This window comes from Streptomyces sp. NPDC028907 (assembly GCF_055564995.1).
The window spans coordinates 520,224-542,297 of the sequence record NZ_JBVHVE010000004.1; the positions used below are offsets into that span (position 1 = coordinate 520,224).

Genomic DNA, 22,074 nt, shown 5'->3' on the forward strand with positions numbered 1-22,074 from the left:
GGGCTGCATGAGTGCTACTCCCCTCCGCGTCGGCCTGGTCGGCTTCGGCCTGGCCGGTTCCGTCTTCCACGCCCCGCTGATCGCCACCACCGAGGGGCTCGCCCTGGACACGGTGGTCACGTCGAACCCCGAGCGGCAGAAGCAGGCCACGGCCGAGCACCCGGACGTGCGCGTCGTCGCCACGACCGACGAGCTGCTCGCCCGCGCCGCCGACCTCGACCTGGTCGTCATCGCGTCCCCCAACAAGACGCACGTCCCGCTCGCGACGGCCGCCCTGAAGGCCGGCCTCCCGGTCGTCGTCGACAAGCCGATCGCCGGCACGGCGGCCGAGGCACGTGACCTGGCGGCGCTCGCGGAGGAGCGCGGGCTGCTGTTGTCCGTCTTCCAGAACCGCCGTTGGGACAACGACTTCCTGACCCTGCGTCGGCTCATCGCCGAGGGCGAACTGGGCGACGTATGGCGCTTCGAGTCCCGTTTCGAACGCTGGCGTCCGCAGACCAAGGGCGGCTGGCGGGAGTCCGGTGACCCGGCAGAGATCGGAGGTCTGCTCTACGACCTCGGCAGCCATGTCGTCGACCAGGCCCTGGTGCTCTTCGGTCCGGTCACCCAGGTGTACGCGGAGGCGGCCGTCCGCCGGGCCGGCGCGGAGACGGACGACGACACGTTCCTCGCGCTGACCCACGCGAACGGCGTCCGCTCCCATCTGTACGCCTCCGCGACGACCGCCCAGCTCGGCCCGCGTTTCCGGGTGCTGGGCTCGAAGGCGGGCTATGTGAAGTACGGCCTGGATCCGCAGGAGGCGGCACTGCGGGAGGGGCGGCGGCCCGGCGCGGGTACGCAGTGGGGTACGGAACCCGAGTCGATGTGGGGCCGCGTGGGTGCCGGCGAGTCCCCCCTGACGGGCGGCGGCCGCGTCGAACCCACCCTCCCCGGCGACTACCCCGCCTACTATGCGGCCGTGGCCGAGGCGCTGCTGGCCGGCGGCCCCAACCCGGTGTCCGCCCTGGAGGCGGCCGCCGCCCTCGACGTGCTGGAGGCGGCACGTCGTTCGGCCCACGACAAAGTGGCGGTGACCCTGTGACGACGCACAAGACCCACAAGACGCACAACCCCGAGATCACCCCGAAGTTCCACCCGGAGCTCACCCCGCCCCTGGAGGAGCTGGAGGCACAGGAACGCCGCCTGGTCTTCCGCCAGTTCACCTACGACGACGCCTGGACCCTGGGCTCCCTGCTGGTCGAGCTGGCCCGCGAGCGCCAGGCCCCGGTCGCCATCGACATCCACCGCGCCGGCCAGCAGCTCTTCCACGCGGCCCTCCCCGGCTCCACCCCCGACAACGACGCGTGGATCGCCCGCAAGCGCCGGGTCGTGGAGCGCTACGGCACCTCGTCCTACGTCGTCGGCGCCCGCTTCCGCGCCAAGGGGACGACGTTCGAGGACTCCTCCCGCCTGGACCCCGACGTCTACGCGGCGCACGGGGGCTCGTTCCCGATCAATGTGGAGGGCGTCGGGGTCGTCGGGTCGGTCACGGTGAGCGGGTTGCCGCAGCTGGAGGACCACCGGCTCGTCGTGGCGGCCCTTGAGGAGTTCTTGAAGCGCTGACGGGAAGAACCGGCGGCACCCTCCGGTTGGCACGCCCGTAGGGGACACCGACCGGAGGGACAGCGACGTGAGTGACCGCGTAGGGGCCGGCAGCCCGGCGAACGCCAGCCGCGTGACGGACAGCCCGGCGAGTGACGCGTTGAAGAGGTCCGTCGGGCGCCACGGCATCTGGAGCGTCGGTCTGCGCTCGGAGGACCCGGCCCGGCGTGGCGAACTCGCCGAGGCCGCCGCCGAGTTGGAGCAGCTGGGCTACGGCGCCGTCTGGCTGGGCGGCAGCAGCGCCGCCCGCCATGCCGTGCCGCTCCTGGAGGCCACCTCGATGCTCGCCGTCGGCACCAGCATCCAGAGCATCTGGCAGTACGACGCCGCCGAGAGCGCGGCGGGCTTCGCCGAGGTGGAGGCGGCGCACCCGGGCCGGTTCGTCCTCGGCCTCGGCGTCAGCCACGCGAAGTTCGCCGAGCAGTACCGGCGGCCGTACTCGGCGCTGGTCGCCTATCTCGACGAGCTGGACGAGGCCGGCGTCCCCTCGGACCGCCGCCTCCTGGCGGCCCTGGGCCCCAGGACACTGGACCTGGCCCGCGACCGGGCGGCCGGCTCGATCCCGTACCTGGTCACCCCCGAGCACACCGCGCGGGCCCGTGAGATCCTGGGCGAAGTCCCGCTCCTGGCACCGGAGTTGAAGGTGATTCTGGAAACGGATCCGGGCCGGGCCCGCACCCTTGCCCGCGACTACCTGGCCCTCTACCTCACCCTCCCGAACTACACCGACAACTTCCTGCGCCACGGATTCACCGAGGACGATCTGTCGGACGGCGGCAGCGACCGCCTGATCGACGCGGTGTTCGCGTGGGGCGACGAGACCGCGATCCGGAAGCGGATCGACTCCTTCGTCGCGGCGGGGGCGGACCACGTGGCCCTGCAGGTGGTGGACGGCGGTTCGCGCGAGGCACTTCCGCGGGAGGCGTGGCGCCGGATCACTGCGCTGCTGACGTGACCGGCCGCCCCTCCGGAGGCTGATGCCCCCGGAGGGGCGCAGGACCGTGCCGGCGCACGGCTCCGCGCCTCTCGGCGCCGCTCGGCATCCGGCCGCAGGCTCCCGGCTCTCCCGGCTCTCCCGGCGGAGCGCCTACGCGTCCTTGAACTCCTGCCGCTGCCGCCCGAGTCCCTCGATCTCCAGCTCCACGACGTCCCCGGCCCGCAGGAACGGCTTCGGGTCGGGCTGCCCGAGGGCCACCCCCGCCGGCGTACCGGTGTTGATGACGTCACCGGGGTACAGCGTCATGAACTGGCTGACGTACCGCACGACCTCGGCGACCGGGAAGATCTGCTCGGCCGTGGTGCCGTCCTGCTTGAGCTCCCCGTTGACCCACAGCCGCAGCGAGAGGTTCTGCGGGTCAGGCACCTCGTCCGACGTCACCAGCCACGGTCCCAGCGGGTTGAACGTCTCGCAGTTCTTCCCCTTGTCCCAGGTACCGCCCCGTTCTATCTGGAACTCCCGTTCGGACACGTCGTGCGCCACCGCGTACCCGGCGACATGCGCGAGCGCCTCCTCGGCGGACTCCAGATACCGGGCCGTACGTCCGATGACGACCGCGAGCTCGACCTCCCAGTCGGTCTTCGTCGACCGCCGCGGCACGAGCACCGTGTCATGCGGGCCCACGACGGTGTCCGCGGCCTTGAAGAAGACGACCGGCTCGGCGGGCGGCTCCGCGCCGGTCTCCCGGGCGTGGTCGTGGTAGTTCAGCCCGATGCACACGACCTTGCCGATCCGCGCGAGCGGCGGCCCGATCCGCAGCCCGGCCGCGTCCAGCGCGGGCAGCTCCCCGGCCTCCGCGGCGGCCCGGATCCGGCCGAGCGCCGCGTCGTCGGCGAGCAGCGGCCCGTCGATGTCCGGCACCACACCGGAGAGGTCCCGCAGGACCCCCTCGGCGTCGAGCAACGCAGGCGTCTCCACTCCCGCCGTACCGACTCGCAGCAGCTTCATGATCACAATCTCCCTCGATCGCGTGCGCCCGCCGACGGGTGCAGCCATCGGAGGACTGGTCGATCCTCCAAGGTCGACGGCCGGTCCGCAATACCCGGTTCACGTACTGGACCGTAGGCCCGGAGGACATGTGCGCCGGATCAGCGATAGAGGGCGGCCCGCTCCACCGCGCTCCACGTCGTACTGGTCACCACGTACAGTGCGGCCGCCAGTGGCACCACCGCCACGGTGAAGAGCGTGAAGAAGGACATGAACGGCATGACCTTGCTCATGGCGCCCATCCCCGGCACCGGCTGACCGTCGACCACGGGCACGGCCGGATTCGCGGCCATCATCCGCTTCGTCCGGCGGTAGTTGAACGCGGCGACGCAGGCGACGACCACGAAGAGCACGAGGTACACGAGCCCCGCTCCCCCGAGCACTCCACCGTCGCCGAGCGCGTCGGCCCACCGGTCCCCGAGGGGCGCGGCGAACAGCTGGTGGGTGAGCAGTTCGTTCGCCTTTCCACCGATCGTCGTGTTCGAGAACAGGTGGTAGAGGAGGAAGAAGGCCGGCAGCTGGAACAGCCCCGGCAGGCATCCGGCCAGCGGCGACACCTTTTCCTCGGCGTGCAGCTCCAGTACGGCCCGCTGGAGCCTCTCGGGGTTCTTGGCGTGCTTCTTGCGCAGCTCGGCGATCTTCGGCTGCAACTCGGTCCGCGCCTTCTGTCCGCGCGCGGAGGCCCGGGACAGCGGGTGCACGAGCAGTCGTACGAACGCGGTGAACAGGACGATCGCGGCGGCGGCCGCGGACGCGCCGAACAGCGGCTGGAGCAGATCGGCGAGCCGCTGAACAAGGTCGGCGAAAACGGACATGGGTGAGCCCTCCGAGGGTCTCGTCGTGCCGGAACGGAACATGCCGGAAGCGGCATGGCGGAATGGCGGCATGACGACCCGCGCGGGTCAGGCTGACGTGCTGTTGCTGGTTGCCGGTTACCGGTCGCTGGTCGCTGATCCGGTGCGTGCGTGCCTGTCTGCCCTACGCGAAGGTCGCCGGGAGGGCGTGTCCGGGCGCCCTGGGCCGAGGCCGGCCCGAGGCGTCGGGGTCGCGTTGCGGCAGGAATGCCGTACGGCGGGCCCGGTCGCGGATGGCCGTACGCACCCGGGTCGGCGCCACGGCGGGCGCGGCACGCGAGGCGAGGAGCGAGCAGGCGGCGAACGCGGAACTCGCGGCCGCGGTCGCCGCGAGCGCGACGGTCGCGGAGAGGCTGCCCGTGTCGAGCAGCACGACCTCGAGGAAGAGGAGCACCAGCGCGGCGGCGGGACGCAGACCGGCCCGACTGCGGATCATCGGCTGCCCCTCCCGTCCGTACTGCGTTCTGCTCGCCCTGATGTTCGTTACGTTACACGCACCTCAGCGTGGCCTCATGGAGACGAGCTTGCCCCAGACCACCAGCCGGTACTTCGACGTGTACTCGGGCGTGCAGGTGGTGAGGGTGAGGTAGTAGCCGGGGGCGCGGTAGCCGTAGCCCGGCCGGGCGGTGGAGCGCGGGACGGCCCGGATGACGCTCCCGTCATGCGCGGTTGTCCGCGGCAGGATCTTGTCGACGGCGTACGTGTACGTCGCGCTCCGCGTCTCCACCCGCACGGTGTCCTTGGGCGCGAGCCGGTTGAGGTACCGGAAGGGCTCACCGTGGGTGTTGCGGTGCCCGGCGAGAGCGAAGTTGCCGGCCTGGCCGGGCTGTTGGGTGCCGGGGTAGTGGCCGACGTAGCCCTTGTTGAGGACACCGCTCTTGCTGACGCCCTCGGCGACGGGGACGCGGAGGTGGAGGCGGGGGATGGTGAGGATGGCGTAGGCCCGGGACCAGTCGGGCGAGGGTGCGGAGGCGCCGCCGGACCGGCCGGGCGCGCCGGTGGACGAGGCCGCGGGCGCGGACGCGTCCGTAGCCGGAGCAGTATCCGTATCCGTGTCCGTGTCCGTGGCCGAAGATGCGGGCGGCGCCTCGGCGGCGCTGCGGGAGTCGCCGTCCCAGGCCCGCTCCAGCGCCCGGACCTCCCGCTCCGCTCCCTCCCTGGCCTCCCGGTTGGTCCACCAGACCTGGTGCACGACCAGCAGCAGAAGCACCACCCCGACGGTGACGAGCGCCTCCCCGCCACTCCACAGCACCCGCCGCCGCAGCGCACGCCGCCGAAGCCCGCTGTGCCGCACGACGCGAACCCGCACCATCCGTGAGCCTCCTCCACCGGGGCGACGGGGCCGCCCGCACGATAGGCGCTGAGGCTCAAGCTCTCCAGACCCGTGCGCGGCCGGTGCGCGGCCGGTGCGCGTCGGGTTCGCACCCGGCCCCGGCGTCCGGTACCCCGAACACTTCCTCCACAGGTTTGAGAAAGGGCTGTTGGAACCCTCGACAACCTCACCCGCCACACCCGATGCTTCCTGTCGGCATCAGCGGGACCAGCCACGGAGCCGGTTCGACGACGACACCGCCGACACCGGCCGTTGAGCGAAGCGGAGAAGTCATGATCCGACGCAGAACTCTGCTGGCGGCGACAGGCGGCGCCCTCGTCGGGGGCGCTTTGGCGACAGGCACCGCACACGCGGACGCGACCATCGCCGTCAACCCCGGCACGTCGTACGGCACCTGGGAGGGCTGGGGCACCTCCCTGGCCTGGTGGGCCAACGTCTTCGGCAACCGGAACGACTTCGCCGACCTGTTCTTCACCACGAACTCGGTGACCTACAACGGCACCGCCCTCCCCGGCCTGGGCCTCAACATCGCCCGCTACAACCTCGGCGCGTGCAGCTGGAACTCGGTGAACGGCGAGTCGATGGTCGCCTCGCCCAACATCCCCGGCTTCAAGCAGATCGAGGGCTTCTGGCAGGACTGGAACAACGAGGACCCCACGTCCTCGGCCTGGGACTGGACGGCGGACGCCAACCAGCGCGCGATGCTCCAGAAGGCGACGGCGCGCGGCGCGACGACGGAGTTGTTCGCCAACTCCCCCATGTGGTGGATGTGTTCCAACCACAACCCCTCCGGCGCGGCAGGCGGCGGCAACAACCTCCAGACCTGGAACTACCGCCAGCACGCCTCGCACCTGGCGGCGACGGCCCTGTACGCGCGGTCGAACTGGGGCGTGAACTTCGCGACGGTCGACCCCTTCAACGAGCCGGCCTCCACCTGGTGGACCGCCACCGGCACCCAGGAGGGCTGCCACATGGACCCGGCGGTCCAGGCCGCCGTACTCCCCTACATGCGCAGCGAGCTGGACAAGCGCGGCCTGACGGGCGTACGCATCGCCGCGTCGGACGAGACGAACTACGACACGGCGCGATCGACGTGGTCGTCGTTCGGTTCGTCCACCAAGGCCCTGGTCAGTCAGGTCAACGTGCACGGCTACCAGGGCTCGGGCGGCCGCCGCGACCTCCTCTACACGGACGTCGTCACGACCTCCGGCAAGAAGCTCTGGAACTCGGAGACGGGCGACAGCGACGGCACGGGCCTGACTCTGGCGTCGAACCTCTGCTACGACTTCCGCTGGCTGCACCCGACGGCTTGGTGCTACTGGCAGGTCATGGACCCGTCGACGGGCTGGGCGATGATCGCCTACGACGCGAACACCTTGCAGCCGACGACCATCCAGACCAAGTACTACGTGATGGCCCAGTTCAGCCGCCACATCCGCCCCGGGATGCGGATCCTCGACACGGGCGTGAGCTACGCGGCAGCGGCCTACGACGCGGCGGCGCGCCGCCTGGTGATCGTCGCGGTGAACACGTCGACGTCGGCCCAGACCCTGACCTTCGATCTGTCGAGGTTCACAACGGTTTCCGGCGGCTCGGGCGGATTGGTCCCCCGCTGGAACACGGTGACGACGGGCGGCGACCGGTACCGGTCGTACTCGAACACGTTCCTGAGCGGAAAGTCAGTGGCGGTGCCGTTCGCGGCGAAGGCGGTGCAGACGTTGCAGATCGACGGGGTGGTGATCTGATGTTGCGGGCGTGACGCAACCGGAGGCGTTCCCGGAACGTCGTGCGTCACATGACGAAAGCAGCCGTAGCAGCGGCAGGTGGGAGCAGGAGCGAGGACGAGCGTGGGCGCCGCCGCCCCGGCCTGGTGGCGCCCGCGCTGGCGAACCTGGCCATCGGGGTGCCCGCGATCATCCCGCTGTACCTGGGCTACTGGCTGCTCACCGATTACCTGCCCTCGTCCTGCGACGCCTTCGCGACCAGGCCGGACATGTCGAACTGCGACTACCACACGCTCGATCACGCACCGGTGGTGATGTTCCTGCTGGCGGTGACGGGAGCGATCCTGCTGCTCGTGCTGCTGAGGGTGGACGTCCTGGGCCCACGCCGCCGAGCCGATGACCGCCCGGGCAGATGGCTGGCGATGGCGACGCTGGTCCCGGTGCCGTTCCTGGCGCTGCTGTGCCTGGCGAAGGCGTGACCGAGGTCCGCGCCCGCCTCGACCAGGCAATATCTCTACCCTCTTCCCCCCTCTGTTCTCCGCACCGCCATCCCCAGCCAGTACGGTGTCTGCCATGCGCCCCGACACGCCTGCCGAAAACGTCGACCACACCGCCGAAGCGGCACGCCTGGAGCGAACCGCCGGCCTCTACCCCGAGGACGCCGAGGCCCTGCTCCTCCAGGCCGCGGCCCACCTGGAACTGTCCGGCGACCGCCCCGCCGCGACCGCGCTCTACGACCGCCTGCTGTCGTCGTCGACTTCCCTGGACGACCCCCACCTGGTACGGGCCCTGAAGGCCTCGAACCTCTGGGAGTACGGCCACGAGGCCGAGGCGAGAGCGATCATCGAGGGCGTCCGCGCAGCCTCCCCGAGGGACCCGGCCCCGTGGGTGATCGTCGCGGAGGCCCTGGAGTCCCACGACGAGCTGGAGCAGGCGCAGGAGACGTTCACGGAGGGCGCCCGTCTCCTCCTGACCGACGTGGCGGAGCCCCCGTACTCGACGCACCCGTTGCTCTTCGGCCGCCACCGGGTCCGCCGCATGCTGGGCGCCCCCCACGACGAGTGGGACGCCCTGGCCGACACCCTCCACTCCATGCCGATCTCCCTCGACGAACTCCACGACCCCAAGCGCGTCTGGTCCCTGGGCTCGGACAACCCGGCGGAACTGGAGGCGGAGATCTCACGGCTCCGGGCGGAACTGGGCGCGTATCGGGAGGCGCTGTCGCGTCCGTTCCCGGTGGCGGTGCTGCACTGGACGGCGGACGAACTGACGGAGCTGGTCGCGGCGTATCCGTCGCTGGCGGTGGAGTATCCCTCGCACGGGGAGCACCTGGCGACGATAGAGGCGTCCCTGAGGGAGCTCTCCGCCTCCGGCACCCCGAACCTGGGGGTCGTCACGGGGACGGTCCCGTCGTACGAGGCCTTCGCGGCGTCGGAACTGGCCTCACCGGAGGACGCGACGCTGCTGCCGCAGTATGCGACGACGTTGGCGGCGCGGGGGCGGGCTGTTGCCTGGCCGCCGCAGCGGGGGGTTTCGTGTTGGTGCGGGTCGGGACAGGCATATGGGGAGTGCCACGGGGTGTGATGGTCTGACGCCCCACCGGCCGCAAGCCGCTTGACTATCCCGGCGTGCAGGCGAGGCGCCCCCGCGCCCGCCAACGCCGGCCGACCGCTCAGCCGACCTCCACCACCGCATACCTCGGCCACCCGATCTTCCGGGCCGCCCGCTCGCTTCTACCCCGTGCTGGAGCGGGCCGGGTCAAGGGTGGCCCGAAGGGCCATCGCCGAAGGCGACGCGGAACGCAGCGCAAGCGGAGTGAAGCGCCCTTGACGCGGCTCGCGGAGGCACGACACTGCAAAGAAGCGGGCGGCCCCAACGCTGCCGATCACGGATGATCTCCCTATCGTCGATCGCTTCGGTCCCAGGCGCCGGCACAATTGCCCCGTGCCCCATCCCATCCCCTCTTCACCCTCCGTGTCCGCCCGGATGAGCAAGCAAAGCTCCCGCGACACAGCACAGGAGGTCGCGGTCCGTCGCCTCTTGCACGCTGCGGGTCTGCGTTACCGAGTCAACGTGCCCGTGCCCGGCATGTCCCGCCGCACGATCGACATCGTTTTCACCAAAGCCAAGATCGCAGTCTTCCTCGACGGCTGCTTCTGGCACGGCTGCCCCGAGCATGCGACGCAGCCGAAGGCGAACGCCGAGTGGTGGCGGGAGAAGCTCGCGAAGAACGTCGCTCGCGACAGCCAGACCACTCGCCATCTGGAAGCAGCGGGCTGGACGGTTCTGCGTTTCTGGGAGCACGAACACCCTGACGCAGTCGCCCGATCCGTAGCCGCGGCCCGAAGGCTCGCCGGCGCCTCGGAAGCGCGGCCGAACCCCCACGACTGATTCACCTGCCCGAGCCGCTGTAAGGGTCTCCCGCCCATTGTCCGACCTCTGCACTACGGTCACCATTGATCGTATTAATGGCTGTCCCCCCGAGGCGAGGAAATGACGACCGACTGGCTATTCGACGTTCCTACTGCCGGCAGCAAGCGTCTTCCGCCTGACGCGCGCTACATGGAAGCGCTCAGCAGTCAGGGCTACGGCTTCGAAGTTGCCATCACCGACCTCGTGGACAACTCCATCGACGCGGGCGCGAAAGACGTTGTGATCCACTTCCTCCGGGATGGCGACCAACTTGTGAGCCTTCTCGTGGTGGACGACGGCAAGGGGATGACCGACGAAGAGCTGGACGTCGCGATGACCGTCGGAGGTCGCCGTGACTATGCCGAAAACGCCCTCGGCATGTTCGGAACCGGTCTGAAGTCCGCCTCCCTCAGCCATGCCTCCGCGGTGACGGTCATCAGCACGACCAAGCGCACCCGTGCCAGGGGGCGCCGCTGGCTGATGGAGCATGCTGTTTCCGGTTTCGAGTGCGACATCGTGGACCCGGCCTATGCGCAGACACTCGTCGACCGGTATGCCGAACGGCCCATTGTCTGGCAGGGCACGGTGATCCGTTGGGACGGGGTCAAGGACTTCCCGAAGCATGGTGGAGGTGGTCAGACAGACCGCTACCTGCAGCGCACCATCAACAAACTTGGGCTCCACTTGGGCCTGTACCTGCACCGGTTCCTCTCGCGAGACGACTTCAACATCACGATCGCAGTCGAGGATGTGCGTACGGGAACCGTGTACCTGGACTTCGGTGTCGAGCCCTTGGACCCCTTCGGCTACCCGATCAGCGGTCATCCCGAATACCCGCGCCGATTCGTCGCGTGTGTGCCCTCGACTGCGGACGTCTCACTCGCAGCCCACGTTTGGACGCCCAAGTCCAACATCGACGAGTACAGGGCCGTGGGCTCCGTCATCGACCGTCAGGGCTTCTACTTCTACCGGCACAACCGATTGGTCCAGGCCGGTGGTTGGAACAACTTCCGGCAACCGGAGCAGCACCTCTCACTCGCTCGCGTAGCCATCGACCTGCCCAGCGGGACCAACGATGTCTTCCGCCTCACGGTGAAAAAGGCCGGGGTGGAGACGTCACCGGAGTTCACATCTGCCCTGGAGAGAGCCGTCGACTCCGAGGGACGTACGTTCCTCGACTACCTGACCGAGGCAGACAACGTCTACCGCGATGCGCGCAAACGGTCCGGCACCACGCGCAAGCCGGTCATCCTGCCGGGCAAAGGCTTTGATCCAACCATGCGCGAGACCATCGCCGACGAACTCCCCGCGATCCCGTACGAGGAGCCAATCTCGGTGCGTTGGCAGAAGCTCGACAACAGCCTCTTCTTCGACATTGACCGCGTCAATCGGACCATCACCCTCAATCAGCACTATCGAACGGCGATCCTGGGCGGTCGACGCGGTGGCCTCAACGACGCGCCGCTGGTGAAGTCTCTGATGTACATCCTGCTGCACCAAGTCTTCGAGAAGGAGTACAGCGGCAGTCGCGAGAAGGACAACCTGCAGCTGTGGCAGTCCATCCTGGTGTCCGCAGCCCGTGCCGAAATCGACAAGGTGGCCGACGATGACTGACAGCCCGCATGTTCCGTGGACGAATGTCGAGTACTTCCTCGGTACGGGCCAGGCCACCACGTTCCCTCTCTCTCCTCGATCAGTCCATCCACAGGTCTCGTACGTCGTCGGCCATGGCGGACGGGACATCGCTCTCCACGTCGAACTCGACCGCCGCCACCGTCCACCTCGTTCCTGTTTGCCCACGGTTCGCATCGATCAGATCGCGGAGCGAGGCATGAGAATGGCGCGGATCAGCACCACGCAGGTAGCGCTGATGCGCGATTTCCACGACTTGCTAACCGCTGTCGCCGATCGCATCGTGAGGCACGGCCGGACCCTGGACCAAGCCTTCGAGGAGACCGTGCGGGCTTGGAGTGCTTTGCTGAGCCGACCTCGTGGCCTGAGTGCGCAGAAACGTCTCGGCCTCATAGGGGAACTGGCGACGATGCGCTGCATCGCCGGCGAGCATGACTGGGAGACAGCTGTTGAGGCGTGGACCGGGCCAGAAGCCGAGGAGCACGATTTCGGACTCCCCGCCTACGACCTCGAGGTGAAGACGACCGCATCCGAACGGCGCCGCCACACGATCCATGGCATCGGCCAGCTCGACTCGGCCCCAGGACGCCCACTGTGGTTCGTATCGGTGCAGCTCACCCGTGGCGGTGCCAACGGACGAACGCTCGCCGAATGCGTCCGAGCCGTACGTGCCGCAGTGGGGGATCAAGCTCCGGCGTCGCTGAACCGTCTGGATCGGCAACTGGCAATCTCCGGTTGGGTAGAGGACGGCCCCGACGACGAACGCTGGACCCCACGATCCGACCCGATCCTTCTCGATTCCTCCGCGTTGCCACGCTTGGATGTCTCGTCACTCTCCGACTTCGCGTGGGAACGAATATCCGATGTCCAGTACACCATCGACATCACCGGCCTGCATCCGACCCTCGAACCGCCTTCGGTTCTGACCGAGTTTCGCCTGCCGTAAGAAGACTTGAGGACCTCTCTCCATGAGTAACGAAGAAATCACGCGGATCACGCTCCACAAGTCGGCTCTCGGAGGAATGCAGGCCAATCGTCCGAAGAATCTGCAACGTGCACTCGAGTATCAAGCAGAGGACGAAGGGGCCGAGACCGAATCCCTTGCGACCGAGGCGGACTTCCAGCACGCGCTCCGTTCCTCACACTCCACGGACCAGCTGGTGGAGCTGTGGCGCAAACAGCTGACACAGTGGGACTACGCGGAGGGACCGACGTGGTCGCCCACGGAACCACGCACCGAGGAGCGGCGTACCGCAGTCTTCGAGCTGTTGGGTCTGCAGGAGGAAACCCGCGAGCTGCTGAACTCCTTGGTCCCTGTGCCTCGGGCCGGCGGCGCGGTGGTCATCAGTGACGACTTCACGCCTTGGTACACCCCTCAGTCACAACAAGGTCGGAGCTGGTACTGGCCTGCCTATCGACGTCTTCTGGCCGAGGGCAAGGGGTGGCCAGAGACCGCGGTGGCCGCTCTGGACAACGCTTCGGACCGCGTTGTCGAGCGGCTCGCAAACCCGACCGACGAAGCGGCGTACCAATCAAAAGGACTCGTCGCCGGATACGTGCAGTCCGGAAAGACCGCCAACTTCACGGGTGTCATCGCCAAGGCGGTGGATGCCGGCTACCGTTTGGTCATCGTGCTCGGCGGAACGCTCAACCTCCTGCGCGCCCAGACCCAGCGTCGCCTCGACATGGAGCTCGTCGGCCGCGAGAACATCCTGCGCGGTGCCGCAGAGTACGAGTCGGACTACGCGGATGACCCCGCCTGGTCGAAGGGGAAGTTCCTCTCCCACAAAGGCCTTCCGTCCACTCTTGGAGCCTTCGACATCGTTCGCATGACGACCAGAGACAACGACTACAAGAGTCTCCTCCAGGGAATCGTGGCTCTTGAATTCGAGAAGCAGGAGCCCGCGCTCCCGCTCTACTACCCGCAGAACCTGCACCGTTCCTCCGCACGCCTAATGGTCGTGAAGAAGAACAAATCGGTCCTGACCAAGTTGGTCAAGGACCTGAACAAGATCAAGACGCCGCTCTCAGAGATCCCGGTCCTCATCATCGACGACGAGTCGGACGAGGCCTCCGTGAATACGGCCAACCCGAACAAGCCTGACGCCGAGCGCACCGCCATCAACCAGAAGATCTCCGAGCTGCTGCGCATGCTGCCGCGAGCTCAGTACGTCGGCTACACGGCCACGCCTTTCGCCAACGTCTTCGTCGATCCGAGCGACTCCGAGGACATCTTCCCGAAGGACTTCATCGTCTCCCTGCCACGCCCCGACGGGTACATGGGCGTGCAGGACTTCCACGATCTGGATTCCGTGATCCCGTACGAAGAGCGCACATTCGCCAACTCGAACGAGAAGGCGCACGTGCGTGACGTCGTGCTTATGGACGACGAGGACGACACCGCGCTGCAGAAAGCCATGGACATGTTCGTCCTGGCTGCGGCCATGAAGCTCTATCGCGAAGAGAACGGTCTGGGTGATCGGTACTTCCAGCACCACACCATGCTCATCCACGAGTCGGTCCGTACCGCGGCACATCGCGAACTCCTCGGACGTGTGACGAAGTTGTGGTGGGACTCCGGCTACACAGGGGCCAGCGGCCATCAGCGCCTGCGCAAACTCTTTGAGACCGACCTCCTGCCGGTCTCCCAGGTTCGCGCCAACGGCCATGCCGTTCCTGCCTCCTACGACGATCTGACTCGCTACATCGGCGCGGCCGCCACACGCATCGGTGGCGACGACCAACCGATCATCGTCGTGAACGGCGACAAGGACATCGAGACGGGCGAGGCCGACTTCGACAAACGCTCCATCTGGAAGATCCTCATCGGTGGCCAAAAACTCGCCCGCGGCTTCACCGTCGAAGGACTCACAGTCACCTACTACAGGCGCCGCACGAACAACGCATCGACACTCATGCAGATGGGCCGATGGTTCGGCTTCCGCAAGGGATACCAGGACCTGGTGCGCCTGTACCTGGGTCGAGAAGAGACCGTGGGCACCAAGGAGATCGACCTGTACGAGGCCTTCGAGGCGATCTGCCGCGACGAGGAGACCTTCCGCCGCGAACTTCAGCAGTACGCCGAACTAATCGACGGCCGGCCTCAGGTGACTCCTGCGCAGGTACCACCGCTCGTTTCGCAGCACTTGTCATGGCTGAAGCCGACCAGCCCCAACAAGATGTTCAATGCGCAGCTCGTAAACAAGCGCTCGCCCGGTCAGTGGGAAGAGCCCACGGCTTACCCGACCAGTGCTCCTGCGCTGCGCCACAACACGGATTTGTGGCTGCCTGTGCTCGAATCCCTGTCATCGACCCCGACCACCTTCGAATACACGTACTCGGACTCGAGTCATCGGTTCAACGCACTCACAGGCGCGCTCTCGGCCGACTCCTTCCTGAGTCTGGTCCGCCGGCTGACATGGGGGGCCGCAGCTCAATTCGCTCCTCACCTCACCTACTTGACCGAGATTTGTGGTTCGTCACAGCCCGGGGTCGATGACTGGGTCATCCTTGCTCCCCAGCACTCCAACGGGAACAAGAGAGTCTCGATCGGCACATCGAGCCGCTCCTTCTCATGGTTCGCCCGTGAGCGCCGGCGCGGTCCGGTGTTCGGCGCCATCCGAGACCCGAAGCACACAGCCACCGCATTTCGCATCGCCGGCGCTGTTCCGTCGAGCGGCGATGCGGCCACCGAACAGTACGTCGCGGGGCGGCGGGGCGCCGTGGTCCTCTATCCGATCATCGAGCCGCAAAACAGGGCCGATGCCATGAGCTCGGGTCGAATCGCTCCGGGCAAGTTGGTCATGGCCTTCTCCTTCGTTGCCCCGGCGTCCGCCCGAGGCAACGACGGCAGGGTCGTGGTCTTCACCACGATCGACTCCTCCGCCGACGCCATTATCACCAAGGAACAAAGCTAACCCTCTCCTGACCTGAAACAGTCACCCTGCGGGGCGCGCTGCCCCTGGTTGCGCCCCGCAGGACGTCTCGTGTCGTCCATCGCTCTACTCTGAAACGGCGCGATCGGGTCGCGCACAGCGTGCAGGGGGGCATAGACACATGCAGGAGCGCCGATTCACCGCGATCGAACTCTGCGTGGGAGTCGGGGGTCAAGCTCTCGGCCTTGAACGGGCAGGGTTCGATGTAGCGGCAGCAATCGACATCGACGCGGACAGCTGCGAGACGATCTCCCACAATCGGCCTCACTGGTACACGATTCACGGAGACCTGAAGCGCATTGACCCGCTGGATCACGCTCCCCTGGACCATGCCGACGTGCTGAGTTGTGGCCTGCCACGCTCCCCGTACACGATCGCGGGCAAGCAACTCGCCACTGTCGACAAGCGCGACACGTTGGAGGCGGTACTGGACATGGCGTCCTTCGTGCGTCCGCGTGTCCTGCTCATCGAGAACATCCCGACGTTCCTTCGGGCGGACAAGTTCGAGGCCGAGCGGCGAAAGGTCCAAGAAGCGGTCGAGGATCTCGGCTACGCGATGACGTCATCGGTTCTCACCGCCACGGACTTCGGTGTGCCCCAACATCGGCCCCACGGATTCATGGTTGCCATGCACCCCGAGGATTTGGCCTTCTTCGAGTGGCCCAGCCCAGCCCTAGGCCGTTGCCCGACTCTCGGGGAAACCTTGCTCGAGTCCATGGCGTCCCGAGGATGGCCCGAGGCTGCTGATTGGGCGGCTCGTGCCTCTGAGCCGGCTCCGTTGATCATGGGAGGTGCCACGGGACGAGGGGGTGCCGACCTCGGCGCAAGCCGAGCAAAGGCCATCTGGGCTCGGTGGGGTGTTTACGGTGGAAGCATCGGTGACGTGGTGCCCGGACCCGACTTCCGACTGAACCCGGACATCGAACCTCGCTTCGGCCTCCCACGCCTCACCGTCGACCAAGTTGCTCTGCTCCAGGGCTTCACCGCCGATTGGAAGATTTCCGGCAGGAAGACGTCCGCCTACCGCCAAATCAGTCAGACCACTCCGCCTCCGGTCGCGTCCGCTCTCGGCCGTCAGATCGCCACAGCACTCCGTCGGTCCCCTCGTGGCTAGCCACAACACCACATCACAACAGGCGACGAGTCGCTTACTCATGGCAACATACGAGGAGTCCCGTCCGGTGACTGCGTGATCACCATTAGACTCTCCTCTCATGGTCACCATCTCGCCCGACACTGCCGCCGGTACAATGCCGGCCGACTCATCGATCGCAGTGGTCGATCTGTTCTCCGGTGCGGGCGGGTTCTCTGCAGGGTTTCGAGCCTACGAGCCTGATGGCCCCGGCTCCTCACCGTTCCGATCCGTCGCCGCGGTCGAGTTCGACGAAGCAGCAGCCGCTACGTACGCAGCCAACTTCGGCAGTTCGCATGTCGCCAATGTGGACATCACCGAGTGGGACCCGACGCCGTACGCGGGCAAGGTCGACGTCATCATGGGCGGACCGCCGTGTCAGGGGTTCTCTGCGCTCCACCGGAACAATCCCGAGAAGCCCAAGGCTGACGACCCCCGGAATCGCCTTTGGGTTGAGTACGTGCGCGTGGTCAAGGCTATTCAACCCAAGATCTTCGTTCTGGAGAACGTGGACCGTTTCCTCGTGTCCCAGGAGTTCGACAGCCTCAAGGAGGCCACCACCAAGGACGGGGCCCTGTCCAACTACACGCTCCGGTGGAAGGTACTCAACGCCGCCGACTTTGGCGTCCCTCAAGCACGCCGGCGCGCCATTGTCATCGCGACCCGGAACGATCTCGGTGAAGCGCTGGAACATCCCCGTCCCACGCACGCCCGTGAGGGTGGCCCTGCCCAACCCAACCTCGATGATCCGGAGGGCTCGTCCAATGAGCTCCTCCCCTGGATCTCAGTCGGTCTGACGGTGTTTGCGCACACCCCCAAGGACGCCCCGGATTTGGACCTTCCGGATCGCACTGACAAGCCGCTGGGCGTCGTACTTCCAGGTCCCTACAAGACGACCGAACTCCACATCGGCCGCAACCCCACGGCGTTGTCCAGGGCTCGATACCGAGCCATCCCTCCGGGCGGCAATCGACATGACCTGAGAAACAAGTGGGCCGACATTCAGGGCGTCAGCACGTACCTGTCGACGCCTAGTTGGGACAAGCACAGCAGCGGCTCCGGCGACGTGATGGGACGCATGCACTTCGACCGCCCGTCCGTAACCATCCGTACCGAGTTCTACAAGCCGGAGAAGGGGCGTTATCTCCACCCGGTGCACGATCGGCCGATCACTCATTACGAGGCGGCACTGATCCAGGGCTTCCCCGCCGATTTCGAGTGGTACGGCAGCAAGGTTCAGATCGCCCGGCAGATCGGCAACGCAGTGCCGATCGGCCTGGGCCGATCCTTGGCCCAGGCCATTCACGAGCGCCTAGAACGGTGAGTAGGGCTTGTCGAGACTGACACCCTGGTTCGGTGCGGGTGTTGGCATCTCCTTCCCTCGGATCGGAGCTTCGGCGAAGAGCTCCGCGAAGCGGCGGACCAGAACGTCCACCGATTCAGCCGTGGCCTGGCCGTCGTCCGGTCCAAGTGGCAAGTTGTCCATGGGAACGGGGCCGGCGTCCTCGGCCTCGTCTATCCAATAGCGGCGCGCTTCGGCATCCGGGCCGTCGTCAGGAGCAAGAACGTCATAAACGAGCGTGGTCGCGGCGGCGTTGATCGCAGTGCCCAGACCGTTCACCTGCCTGCCTGTGCTCACCACACCCTTCTCCAGCAGCCGCACAACGGCGCGCGCTGTCGGCCGGTGGTCGATGACTTCAAGGCGCAGCATCGTATTCAGGACGTCCTGATTGCCACAGGCGACTCGGGCCGGTCCGTAATCGTCTCCGTCTCTGAACATCTCGGCTGCCCACCACAACCGGGCAAACGTCTGCTTGTAGTGCACACCGACAAAGCGGTCTGCTGTCGCACGATCGCCTTCCATTGTCTTGCCTTTGTGTCGCCACAGAACGTAGTCCGGTGCCACGACCAAAGCGAGGAAGTTCCAGAACCCGGTGTCCGCAGCCTCGCGCCTCGTCATTCTGAGCGTCGCGTGCAGTCTCGGGGCAAGCCAGGCATCAGCCGCGGCGCGATCACCATCGTGCCGCCGCATCGCGGCATCGATCAATTGCCGTACAGGGGCAGCACTCCACCGCGCTCCCGCAGGTTCAATGGCCCTACTCGCACGCAGGAGCGCCACTCTGGGTGGCCGCTCACTTCCCGAGAGAACGCTGTGCGTGAGGTACTTGGACGCAACGATGTCCGGCAGCAGCGCGATCTGCTCCGGAAGGTCCATGGATGAACGGCTCATCGTCAATCGCCCTCCGCGGCGACGCTCATCGCCCGCAGTCCATTACCAAGGTTTCTGGCGGCTTTGGCTCGCCGGGCTGCCGCGTACTGAATACGTGGCTGAAGGTCCTGCCAGCCACCCTCCGTTCGCCGCAGGTGAATCTCCAACAGGGCATCACCCGGCTGCAGTTCCGGCAGGACATCGGGCAGCATCGAACGCAGCACTCCGTCCTTCCAGCCCATGGGCCACTGCGGTGTCCCCTCGTCGTCCCATTCCAAGTCGCTGACAGCGGCATGGAACATAGCCGTCCAGGCCTCTGTTGCGATCTGCGCCGCGAGCATGCCTCGTACACCCTTCTCTGCGGGCGTACCGCTTCCGCTCAGGAACTCGGTGAGTCCCTCGAACCCCGTGTTGAGGTGCACGGTCGGCATGTCACCACCAGTCTCCACGACCCATGGAGCGTCCTGGAATTGCCGCAACCACTCAAGATGGCCGGACCGGAAGTCCACCTCGTGGATGTTCAATTCCTGCTTGCGCGCGGGCACACGCTCGTTGAGTTCTACGGACCACGTCTCTTCCGCCGTGCCGATGATCCGTCCGGCTTCACCACCGACGGTGGCGACCACGACGACCGTGAGAGCGGCACGCATGTGGTGCGCATCCCTCGCGAACACGAGGCTGCCGCTCCAGTTGCCTCCGCCGACGGGGGCAAGACGCGCGACCGTCCTCGTATTGGTGGCGGACTCGGTCAGTACAGCGAGGCAGACGGCATCACTCCAGGGTCCCCCGGCCAGTTCCCTCTCGGGCAGCGTGGCCTTGACATCCAATCGGGCTTCGTCCCACCGAGATCGCTCCGCCTCGTACAGGGCCACGGCTCTCTGATCCCGCGAAATCATGGTCAGGGGAAGAGCCCGACCGTCGAGCTTTGCCGACGTCACCTCGAAGCCGACGTCTCCTGCCAGAACCCGGTAGGGGAACACAACGTTCACGTCGCTGTCCCCTTCGCCTTCTGCAGATCGACGATCAACCGTGCCATCTGCCCTGTCACGGGATGGCTGGACACGTCCGTCACGCCTCCGAAGGACGCGCTTCCGGCGCCGGATTCGAAATGCAGCGTCCCGTCCTCGACCCGGCAGTTCTCGCCGGCGATGAGCTTCGCCCATGCGACGACGGGTTTGGCGCCCGAGCGCACATCAAACTTGGCTACCGGTGTCAGCAACCAGGGATCCGCACGCCGTGGCAGCTTGACCTCGACTTTCACGTTCCAAGCGCCTCGAGCGTCGACCTCCCCTTCCACGTGACGCACGACGGGATGCCGCTCGGGACGGCGAGCCCCCGTCGCGTGTGCATCGATGCGCAGCAACTCCCTCAGTACCGCCGGCCCACTCGTGTTCCTCGCCTCGCGACGGCCCACAAGCGAGCGAACAGCCGTCAGCATTTCCTTACGGAAGTCTTCGACGCGCTGCCGGGCACCCCGTGCGTACGTGGTGAAGAGATCTTCGGTCTTGGTCCAGTCGTTGTGCTCCGGTGGCTCCGCAGCACGCAGGAACCGCTCAGCCAATTCGGCGTCATCGCTGTGTGATCCTGTGGCCCTGCCCGCCAAGAGAACCGCTTGGAACGCATCGGTGCTCAGCGGAAGGTCAGTCACACGCCGCGTCATGACCGTCATGCGGTTACCGCGCATACAGACAAGGCGGTTCGGCTCCCGGTCGTGGTCATCGGCTGCGGTTACGAGCAGCACCGCCCTGTGTTCCGTACCGGTGGCGGCACGGCCCCTACCCTTCTCCGGTGGCACGAGGAGAGGTACGTGCGCAATCGCGACCTGAGTGGTGTCGGTACGCTGCTCGACCGTCTCACCGTTGAGAAAGGCTCGGAGCGCACGAGTACGCGCGGGTTGGTGATCGGCAGGGTCAACCCGCTGTTCGGGGATCACCACCTGCCCATTGCGCAGAGTCGTGACGGATGCTTCCAGAACCGGCTGGCTCTCTCGTCCGGAGGTCATCGCAGCCCAGAAGTTGTCGGCGAGGGCTTTGACCAGTTTCTCGTGCATCTCCTGGAGGCTCTGTGCGTCCCCGGCGGCATCATGTGCACCGACTATCAGGAAGGATGTACCGGGATCACGGCTCTCGCGCTCCAGATGCAGGGATCTGGTCGTCGCCTCATCCGCCCACCACGACCTTGCCGTGCCTTCACGTCCCGGCTCCATGTCTGTCTCACCGAAGCCGGCCAAGCCCGCAAACGCGCGTCCGCTGCTCTCGTGCCAGGGCAGTTCGAGACGACCGTAGAGTCGACGTTCGGTACGTCCTTCGTGAGGGCGGGACAGAGTGCTGTTGACGAGCACCAGACCCAGTCGGCTCGTCGCCCAGAGCGTGATCTTTCCCAGGCCGTAGGAACCACCAGCCGTTCCCGTGCCCTTGTGGCTGTTGAGCTGGTCTCGAAGGACAGCTGCGAACTTGCTGTTGTCGCCGTAGTCGGCGCCTGTCAGTCCTGTGCAGTTGTAATCGTCCACTCGAACGAGTAGCAGGGAGTCGGACTCACGCATCTCGCGCAGTCCCTCGGCGATGACTCGTCCGACCTTGTGCCTGTGGGTGGCAGCGGCCTCGAAGTGCGGCTCGATCTCTTCCCACTGAAGTGCGTCCAGAAATGCCCTGCGGTGTTCGCCCGACAGTTCGTTGAGCGTGTACCGAACGCGCACGGGCTGATTCGGGTCATCCTGCTCATCGAGGCTGTTCTGCGTCGCCTCTCGGGCGAGCACGGCAACGTCTGCGTCGAAGGCGAACGCTGCGGCGTTTCCAAACTCTCTGCCGCCGTCTGCATGCGCCGGCCGATGAAGCCACTTCAGGGACGAAGCCGTGGCAACTTCCGCGGCGCGACGGTGCACTGTCTCCTCGTCCAGGCCGAGGACAGCTGCCACCGCTCTTTTTCTGTCCTCACGGGGCTCGGCGCGGCCCGTGACCCAGGCAGACACCGCCGCTGGGGTGACTTGCAGGGCGTCTGCCAGCGTGGTCTGCGTCATCTGCCGCACGCGCAGTTGCCGATCCAACCAAACGCCGAAGTCCTCCCTCCGGTCGTCTGTTTCCACCGCACCCCCCTTGATCGAGCAATACGAGGAGTCGATCGTACCTAGGAGGATTTGAAAATGTGATGGATCAACAAAATTGATTGCTATGCCACTTGAGTCGAGGCGTTGCCCTCAGGTGGGACGACGGGGGGAGAGA

Annotated in this window: 19 protein-coding genes; 12 read left to right on the forward strand and 7 right to left on the reverse strand. The window is 66.7% G+C overall.

Annotated features, from left to right (window positions below):
* The first annotated feature begins 7 nt into the window (after nt 1–7).
* From ACZ4UU_RS14940 to ACZ4UU_RS14950, 3 genes are all read left to right on the forward strand, one after another.
* Nucleotides 8–1,081, forward strand: coding sequence for a Gfo/Idh/MocA family protein (locus tag ACZ4UU_RS14940; protein WP_468039911.1), 1,074 nt, complete (start codon nt 8–10; stop codon nt 1,079–1,081).
* On the forward strand, nt 1,078–1,602 hold the full coding sequence (locus ACZ4UU_RS14945; RefSeq protein WP_468039913.1) for a heme-degrading domain-containing protein: 525 nt from the start codon (nt 1,078–1,080) through the stop codon (nt 1,600–1,602). The genes ACZ4UU_RS14940 and ACZ4UU_RS14945 overlap by 4 nt, the downstream gene beginning before the upstream one ends.
* A 112-nt stretch (nt 1,603–1,714) precedes the next feature.
* Nucleotides 1,715–2,596: an LLM class F420-dependent oxidoreductase gene (locus ACZ4UU_RS14950; RefSeq protein ID WP_468040219.1), complete on the forward strand. Its 882-nt coding sequence runs from the start codon at nt 1,715–1,717 to the stop codon at nt 2,594–2,596.
* Nucleotides 2,597–2,728: 132 nt separating this feature from the next.
* Here the strand turns inward: ACZ4UU_RS14950 and ACZ4UU_RS14955 are convergent, their stop codons facing one another.
* From ACZ4UU_RS14955 to ACZ4UU_RS14970, 4 genes are all read right to left on the reverse strand, one after another.
* Complete coding sequence (locus ACZ4UU_RS14955) at nt 2,729–3,586, reverse strand: fumarylacetoacetate hydrolase family protein (RefSeq protein ID WP_468039914.1); 858 nt, start codon at nt 3,584–3,586, stop codon at nt 2,729–2,731.
* A gap of 140 nt (nt 3,587–3,726) precedes the next feature.
* On the reverse strand, nt 3,727–4,440 hold the full coding sequence (locus ACZ4UU_RS14960; protein WP_468039916.1) for a YidC/Oxa1 family membrane protein insertase: 714 nt from the start codon (nt 4,438–4,440) through the stop codon (nt 3,727–3,729).
* A gap of 163 nt (nt 4,441–4,603) precedes the next feature.
* Entirely contained in the window at nt 4,604–4,915 is a 312-nt protein-coding gene (locus tag ACZ4UU_RS14965) for a DUF6412 domain-containing protein (RefSeq protein WP_468039918.1), read from the reverse strand.
* Nucleotides 4,916–4,978: 63 nt separating this feature from the next.
* Nucleotides 4,979–5,791, reverse strand: a complete 813-nt coding sequence (locus ACZ4UU_RS14970; protein WP_468039920.1) for a class E sortase — start codon at nt 5,789–5,791, stop codon at nt 4,979–4,981.
* 293 nt (nt 5,792–6,084) lie between these two features.
* On the opposite strand from ACZ4UU_RS14970, the gene ACZ4UU_RS14975 reads away from it, so the two are divergent.
* From ACZ4UU_RS14975 to ACZ4UU_RS15015, 9 genes are all read left to right on the forward strand, one after another.
* Nucleotides 6,085–7,557, forward strand: a complete 1,473-nt coding sequence (locus ACZ4UU_RS14975; protein WP_468039921.1) for a glycoside hydrolase — start codon at nt 6,085–6,087, stop codon at nt 7,555–7,557.
* A gap of 50 nt (nt 7,558–7,607) precedes the next feature.
* A complete protein-coding gene (locus ACZ4UU_RS14980; RefSeq protein ID WP_468039923.1) occupies nt 7,608–8,015 on the forward strand; it encodes a hypothetical protein in 408 nt (135 codons plus the stop codon).
* 94 nt (nt 8,016–8,109) lie between these two features.
* The gene (locus ACZ4UU_RS14985; RefSeq protein WP_468039925.1) at nt 8,110–9,120 is read left to right on the forward strand and encodes an SEC-C domain-containing protein; all 1,011 of its coding nucleotides are present in this window, start codon (nt 8,110–8,112) and stop codon (nt 9,118–9,120) included.
* A 402-nt stretch (nt 9,121–9,522) separates the two neighbouring features.
* A complete protein-coding gene (locus ACZ4UU_RS14990; RefSeq protein ID WP_468040221.1) occupies nt 9,523–9,927 on the forward strand; it encodes a very short patch repair endonuclease in 405 nt (134 codons plus the stop codon).
* 102 nt (nt 9,928–10,029) lie between these two features.
* Nucleotides 10,030–11,562: an ATP-binding protein gene (locus ACZ4UU_RS14995; RefSeq protein ID WP_468039927.1), complete on the forward strand. Its 1,533-nt coding sequence runs from the start codon at nt 10,030–10,032 to the stop codon at nt 11,560–11,562.
* Nucleotides 11,555–12,526 carry a PD-(D/E)XK motif protein gene (locus ACZ4UU_RS15000; RefSeq protein ID WP_468039928.1) on the forward strand — a complete coding sequence of 324 codons (972 nt, stop codon included), beginning with the start codon at nt 11,555–11,557 and terminating at the stop codon, nt 12,524–12,526. The genes ACZ4UU_RS14995 and ACZ4UU_RS15000 overlap by 8 nt, the downstream gene beginning before the upstream one ends.
* 22 nt (nt 12,527–12,548) lie before the next feature.
* A complete protein-coding gene (locus tag ACZ4UU_RS15005; protein ID WP_468039929.1) occupies nt 12,549–15,497 on the forward strand; it encodes a Z1 domain-containing protein in 2,949 nt (982 codons plus the stop codon).
* Nucleotides 15,498–15,636: 139 nt separating this feature from the next.
* Complete coding sequence (locus ACZ4UU_RS15010) at nt 15,637–16,629, forward strand: DNA cytosine methyltransferase (RefSeq protein ID WP_468039931.1); 993 nt, start codon at nt 15,637–15,639, stop codon at nt 16,627–16,629.
* A 100-nt stretch (nt 16,630–16,729) separates the two neighbouring features.
* On the forward strand, nt 16,730–17,971 hold the full coding sequence (locus ACZ4UU_RS15015) for a DNA cytosine methyltransferase (protein WP_468039932.1): 1,242 nt from the start codon (nt 16,730–16,732) through the stop codon (nt 17,969–17,971).
* Here ACZ4UU_RS15015 and ACZ4UU_RS15020 read toward each other — a convergent pair.
* Genes ACZ4UU_RS15020 through ACZ4UU_RS15030 form a run of 3 tightly spaced genes read right to left on the reverse strand, consistent with a single transcriptional unit; the run spans nt 17,960 to nt 21,938 of the window.
* A complete protein-coding gene (locus tag ACZ4UU_RS15020) occupies nt 17,960–18,862 on the reverse strand; it encodes a DUF6339 family protein (RefSeq protein ID WP_468039934.1) in 903 nt (300 codons plus the stop codon). The two genes, ACZ4UU_RS15015 and ACZ4UU_RS15020, sit on opposite strands and share 12 nt — an antisense overlap.
* A 17-nt stretch (nt 18,863–18,879) precedes the next feature.
* Complete coding sequence (locus ACZ4UU_RS15025) at nt 18,880–19,845, reverse strand: hypothetical protein (protein WP_468039935.1); 966 nt, start codon at nt 19,843–19,845, stop codon at nt 18,880–18,882.
* Complete coding sequence (locus ACZ4UU_RS15030; protein ID WP_468039936.1) at nt 19,842–21,938, reverse strand: helix-turn-helix domain-containing protein; 2,097 nt, start codon at nt 21,936–21,938, stop codon at nt 19,842–19,844. The genes ACZ4UU_RS15025 and ACZ4UU_RS15030 overlap by 4 nt, the downstream gene beginning before the upstream one ends.
* Between the last annotated feature and the right edge of the window lie 136 nt (nt 21,939–22,074).

Bases quoted from the DNA above. Each gene is read 5' to 3' on its own strand.
- ACZ4UU_RS15020 (WP_468039934.1), bottom strand. From the start codon at position 18,862: ATGGACCTTCCGGAGCAGATCGCGCTGCTGCCGGACATCGTTGCGTCC.
- ACZ4UU_RS15010 (WP_468039931.1), top strand. From the start codon at position 15,637: ATGCAGGAGCGCCGATTCACCGCGATCGAACTCTGCGTGGGAGTCGGG.
- ACZ4UU_RS14965 (WP_468039918.1), bottom strand. From the start codon at position 4,915: ATGATCCGCAGTCGGGCCGGTCTGCGTCCCGCCGCCGCGCTGGTGCTC.
- ACZ4UU_RS14960 (WP_468039916.1), bottom strand. From the start codon at position 4,440: ATGTCCGTTTTCGCCGACCTTGTTCAGCGGCTCGCCGATCTGCTCCAG.
- ACZ4UU_RS14995 (WP_468039927.1), top strand. From the start codon at position 10,030: ATGACGACCGACTGGCTATTCGACGTTCCTACTGCCGGCAGCAAGCGT.
- ACZ4UU_RS14985 (WP_468039925.1), top strand. From the start codon at position 8,110: ATGCGCCCCGACACGCCTGCCGAAAACGTCGACCACACCGCCGAAGCG.
- ACZ4UU_RS14975 (WP_468039921.1), top strand. From the start codon at position 6,085: ATGATCCGACGCAGAACTCTGCTGGCGGCGACAGGCGGCGCCCTCGTC.
- ACZ4UU_RS15000 (WP_468039928.1), top strand. From the start codon at position 11,555: ATGACTGACAGCCCGCATGTTCCGTGGACGAATGTCGAGTACTTCCTC.
- ACZ4UU_RS14970 (WP_468039920.1), bottom strand. From the start codon at position 5,791: ATGGTGCGGGTTCGCGTCGTGCGGCACAGCGGGCTTCGGCGGCGTGCG.
- ACZ4UU_RS14955 (WP_468039914.1), bottom strand. From the start codon at position 3,586: ATGAAGCTGCTGCGAGTCGGTACGGCGGGAGTGGAGACGCCTGCGTTG.
- ACZ4UU_RS14940 (WP_468039911.1), top strand. From the start codon at position 8: ATGAGTGCTACTCCCCTCCGCGTCGGCCTGGTCGGCTTCGGCCTGGCC.
- ACZ4UU_RS14980 (WP_468039923.1), top strand. From the start codon at position 7,608: ATGACGAAAGCAGCCGTAGCAGCGGCAGGTGGGAGCAGGAGCGAGGAC.
- ACZ4UU_RS14990 (WP_468040221.1), top strand. From the start codon at position 9,523: ATGAGCAAGCAAAGCTCCCGCGACACAGCACAGGAGGTCGCGGTCCGT.
- ACZ4UU_RS15015 (WP_468039932.1), top strand. From the start codon at position 16,730: ATGGTCACCATCTCGCCCGACACTGCCGCCGGTACAATGCCGGCCGAC.
- ACZ4UU_RS15005 (WP_468039929.1), top strand. From the start codon at position 12,549: ATGAGTAACGAAGAAATCACGCGGATCACGCTCCACAAGTCGGCTCTC.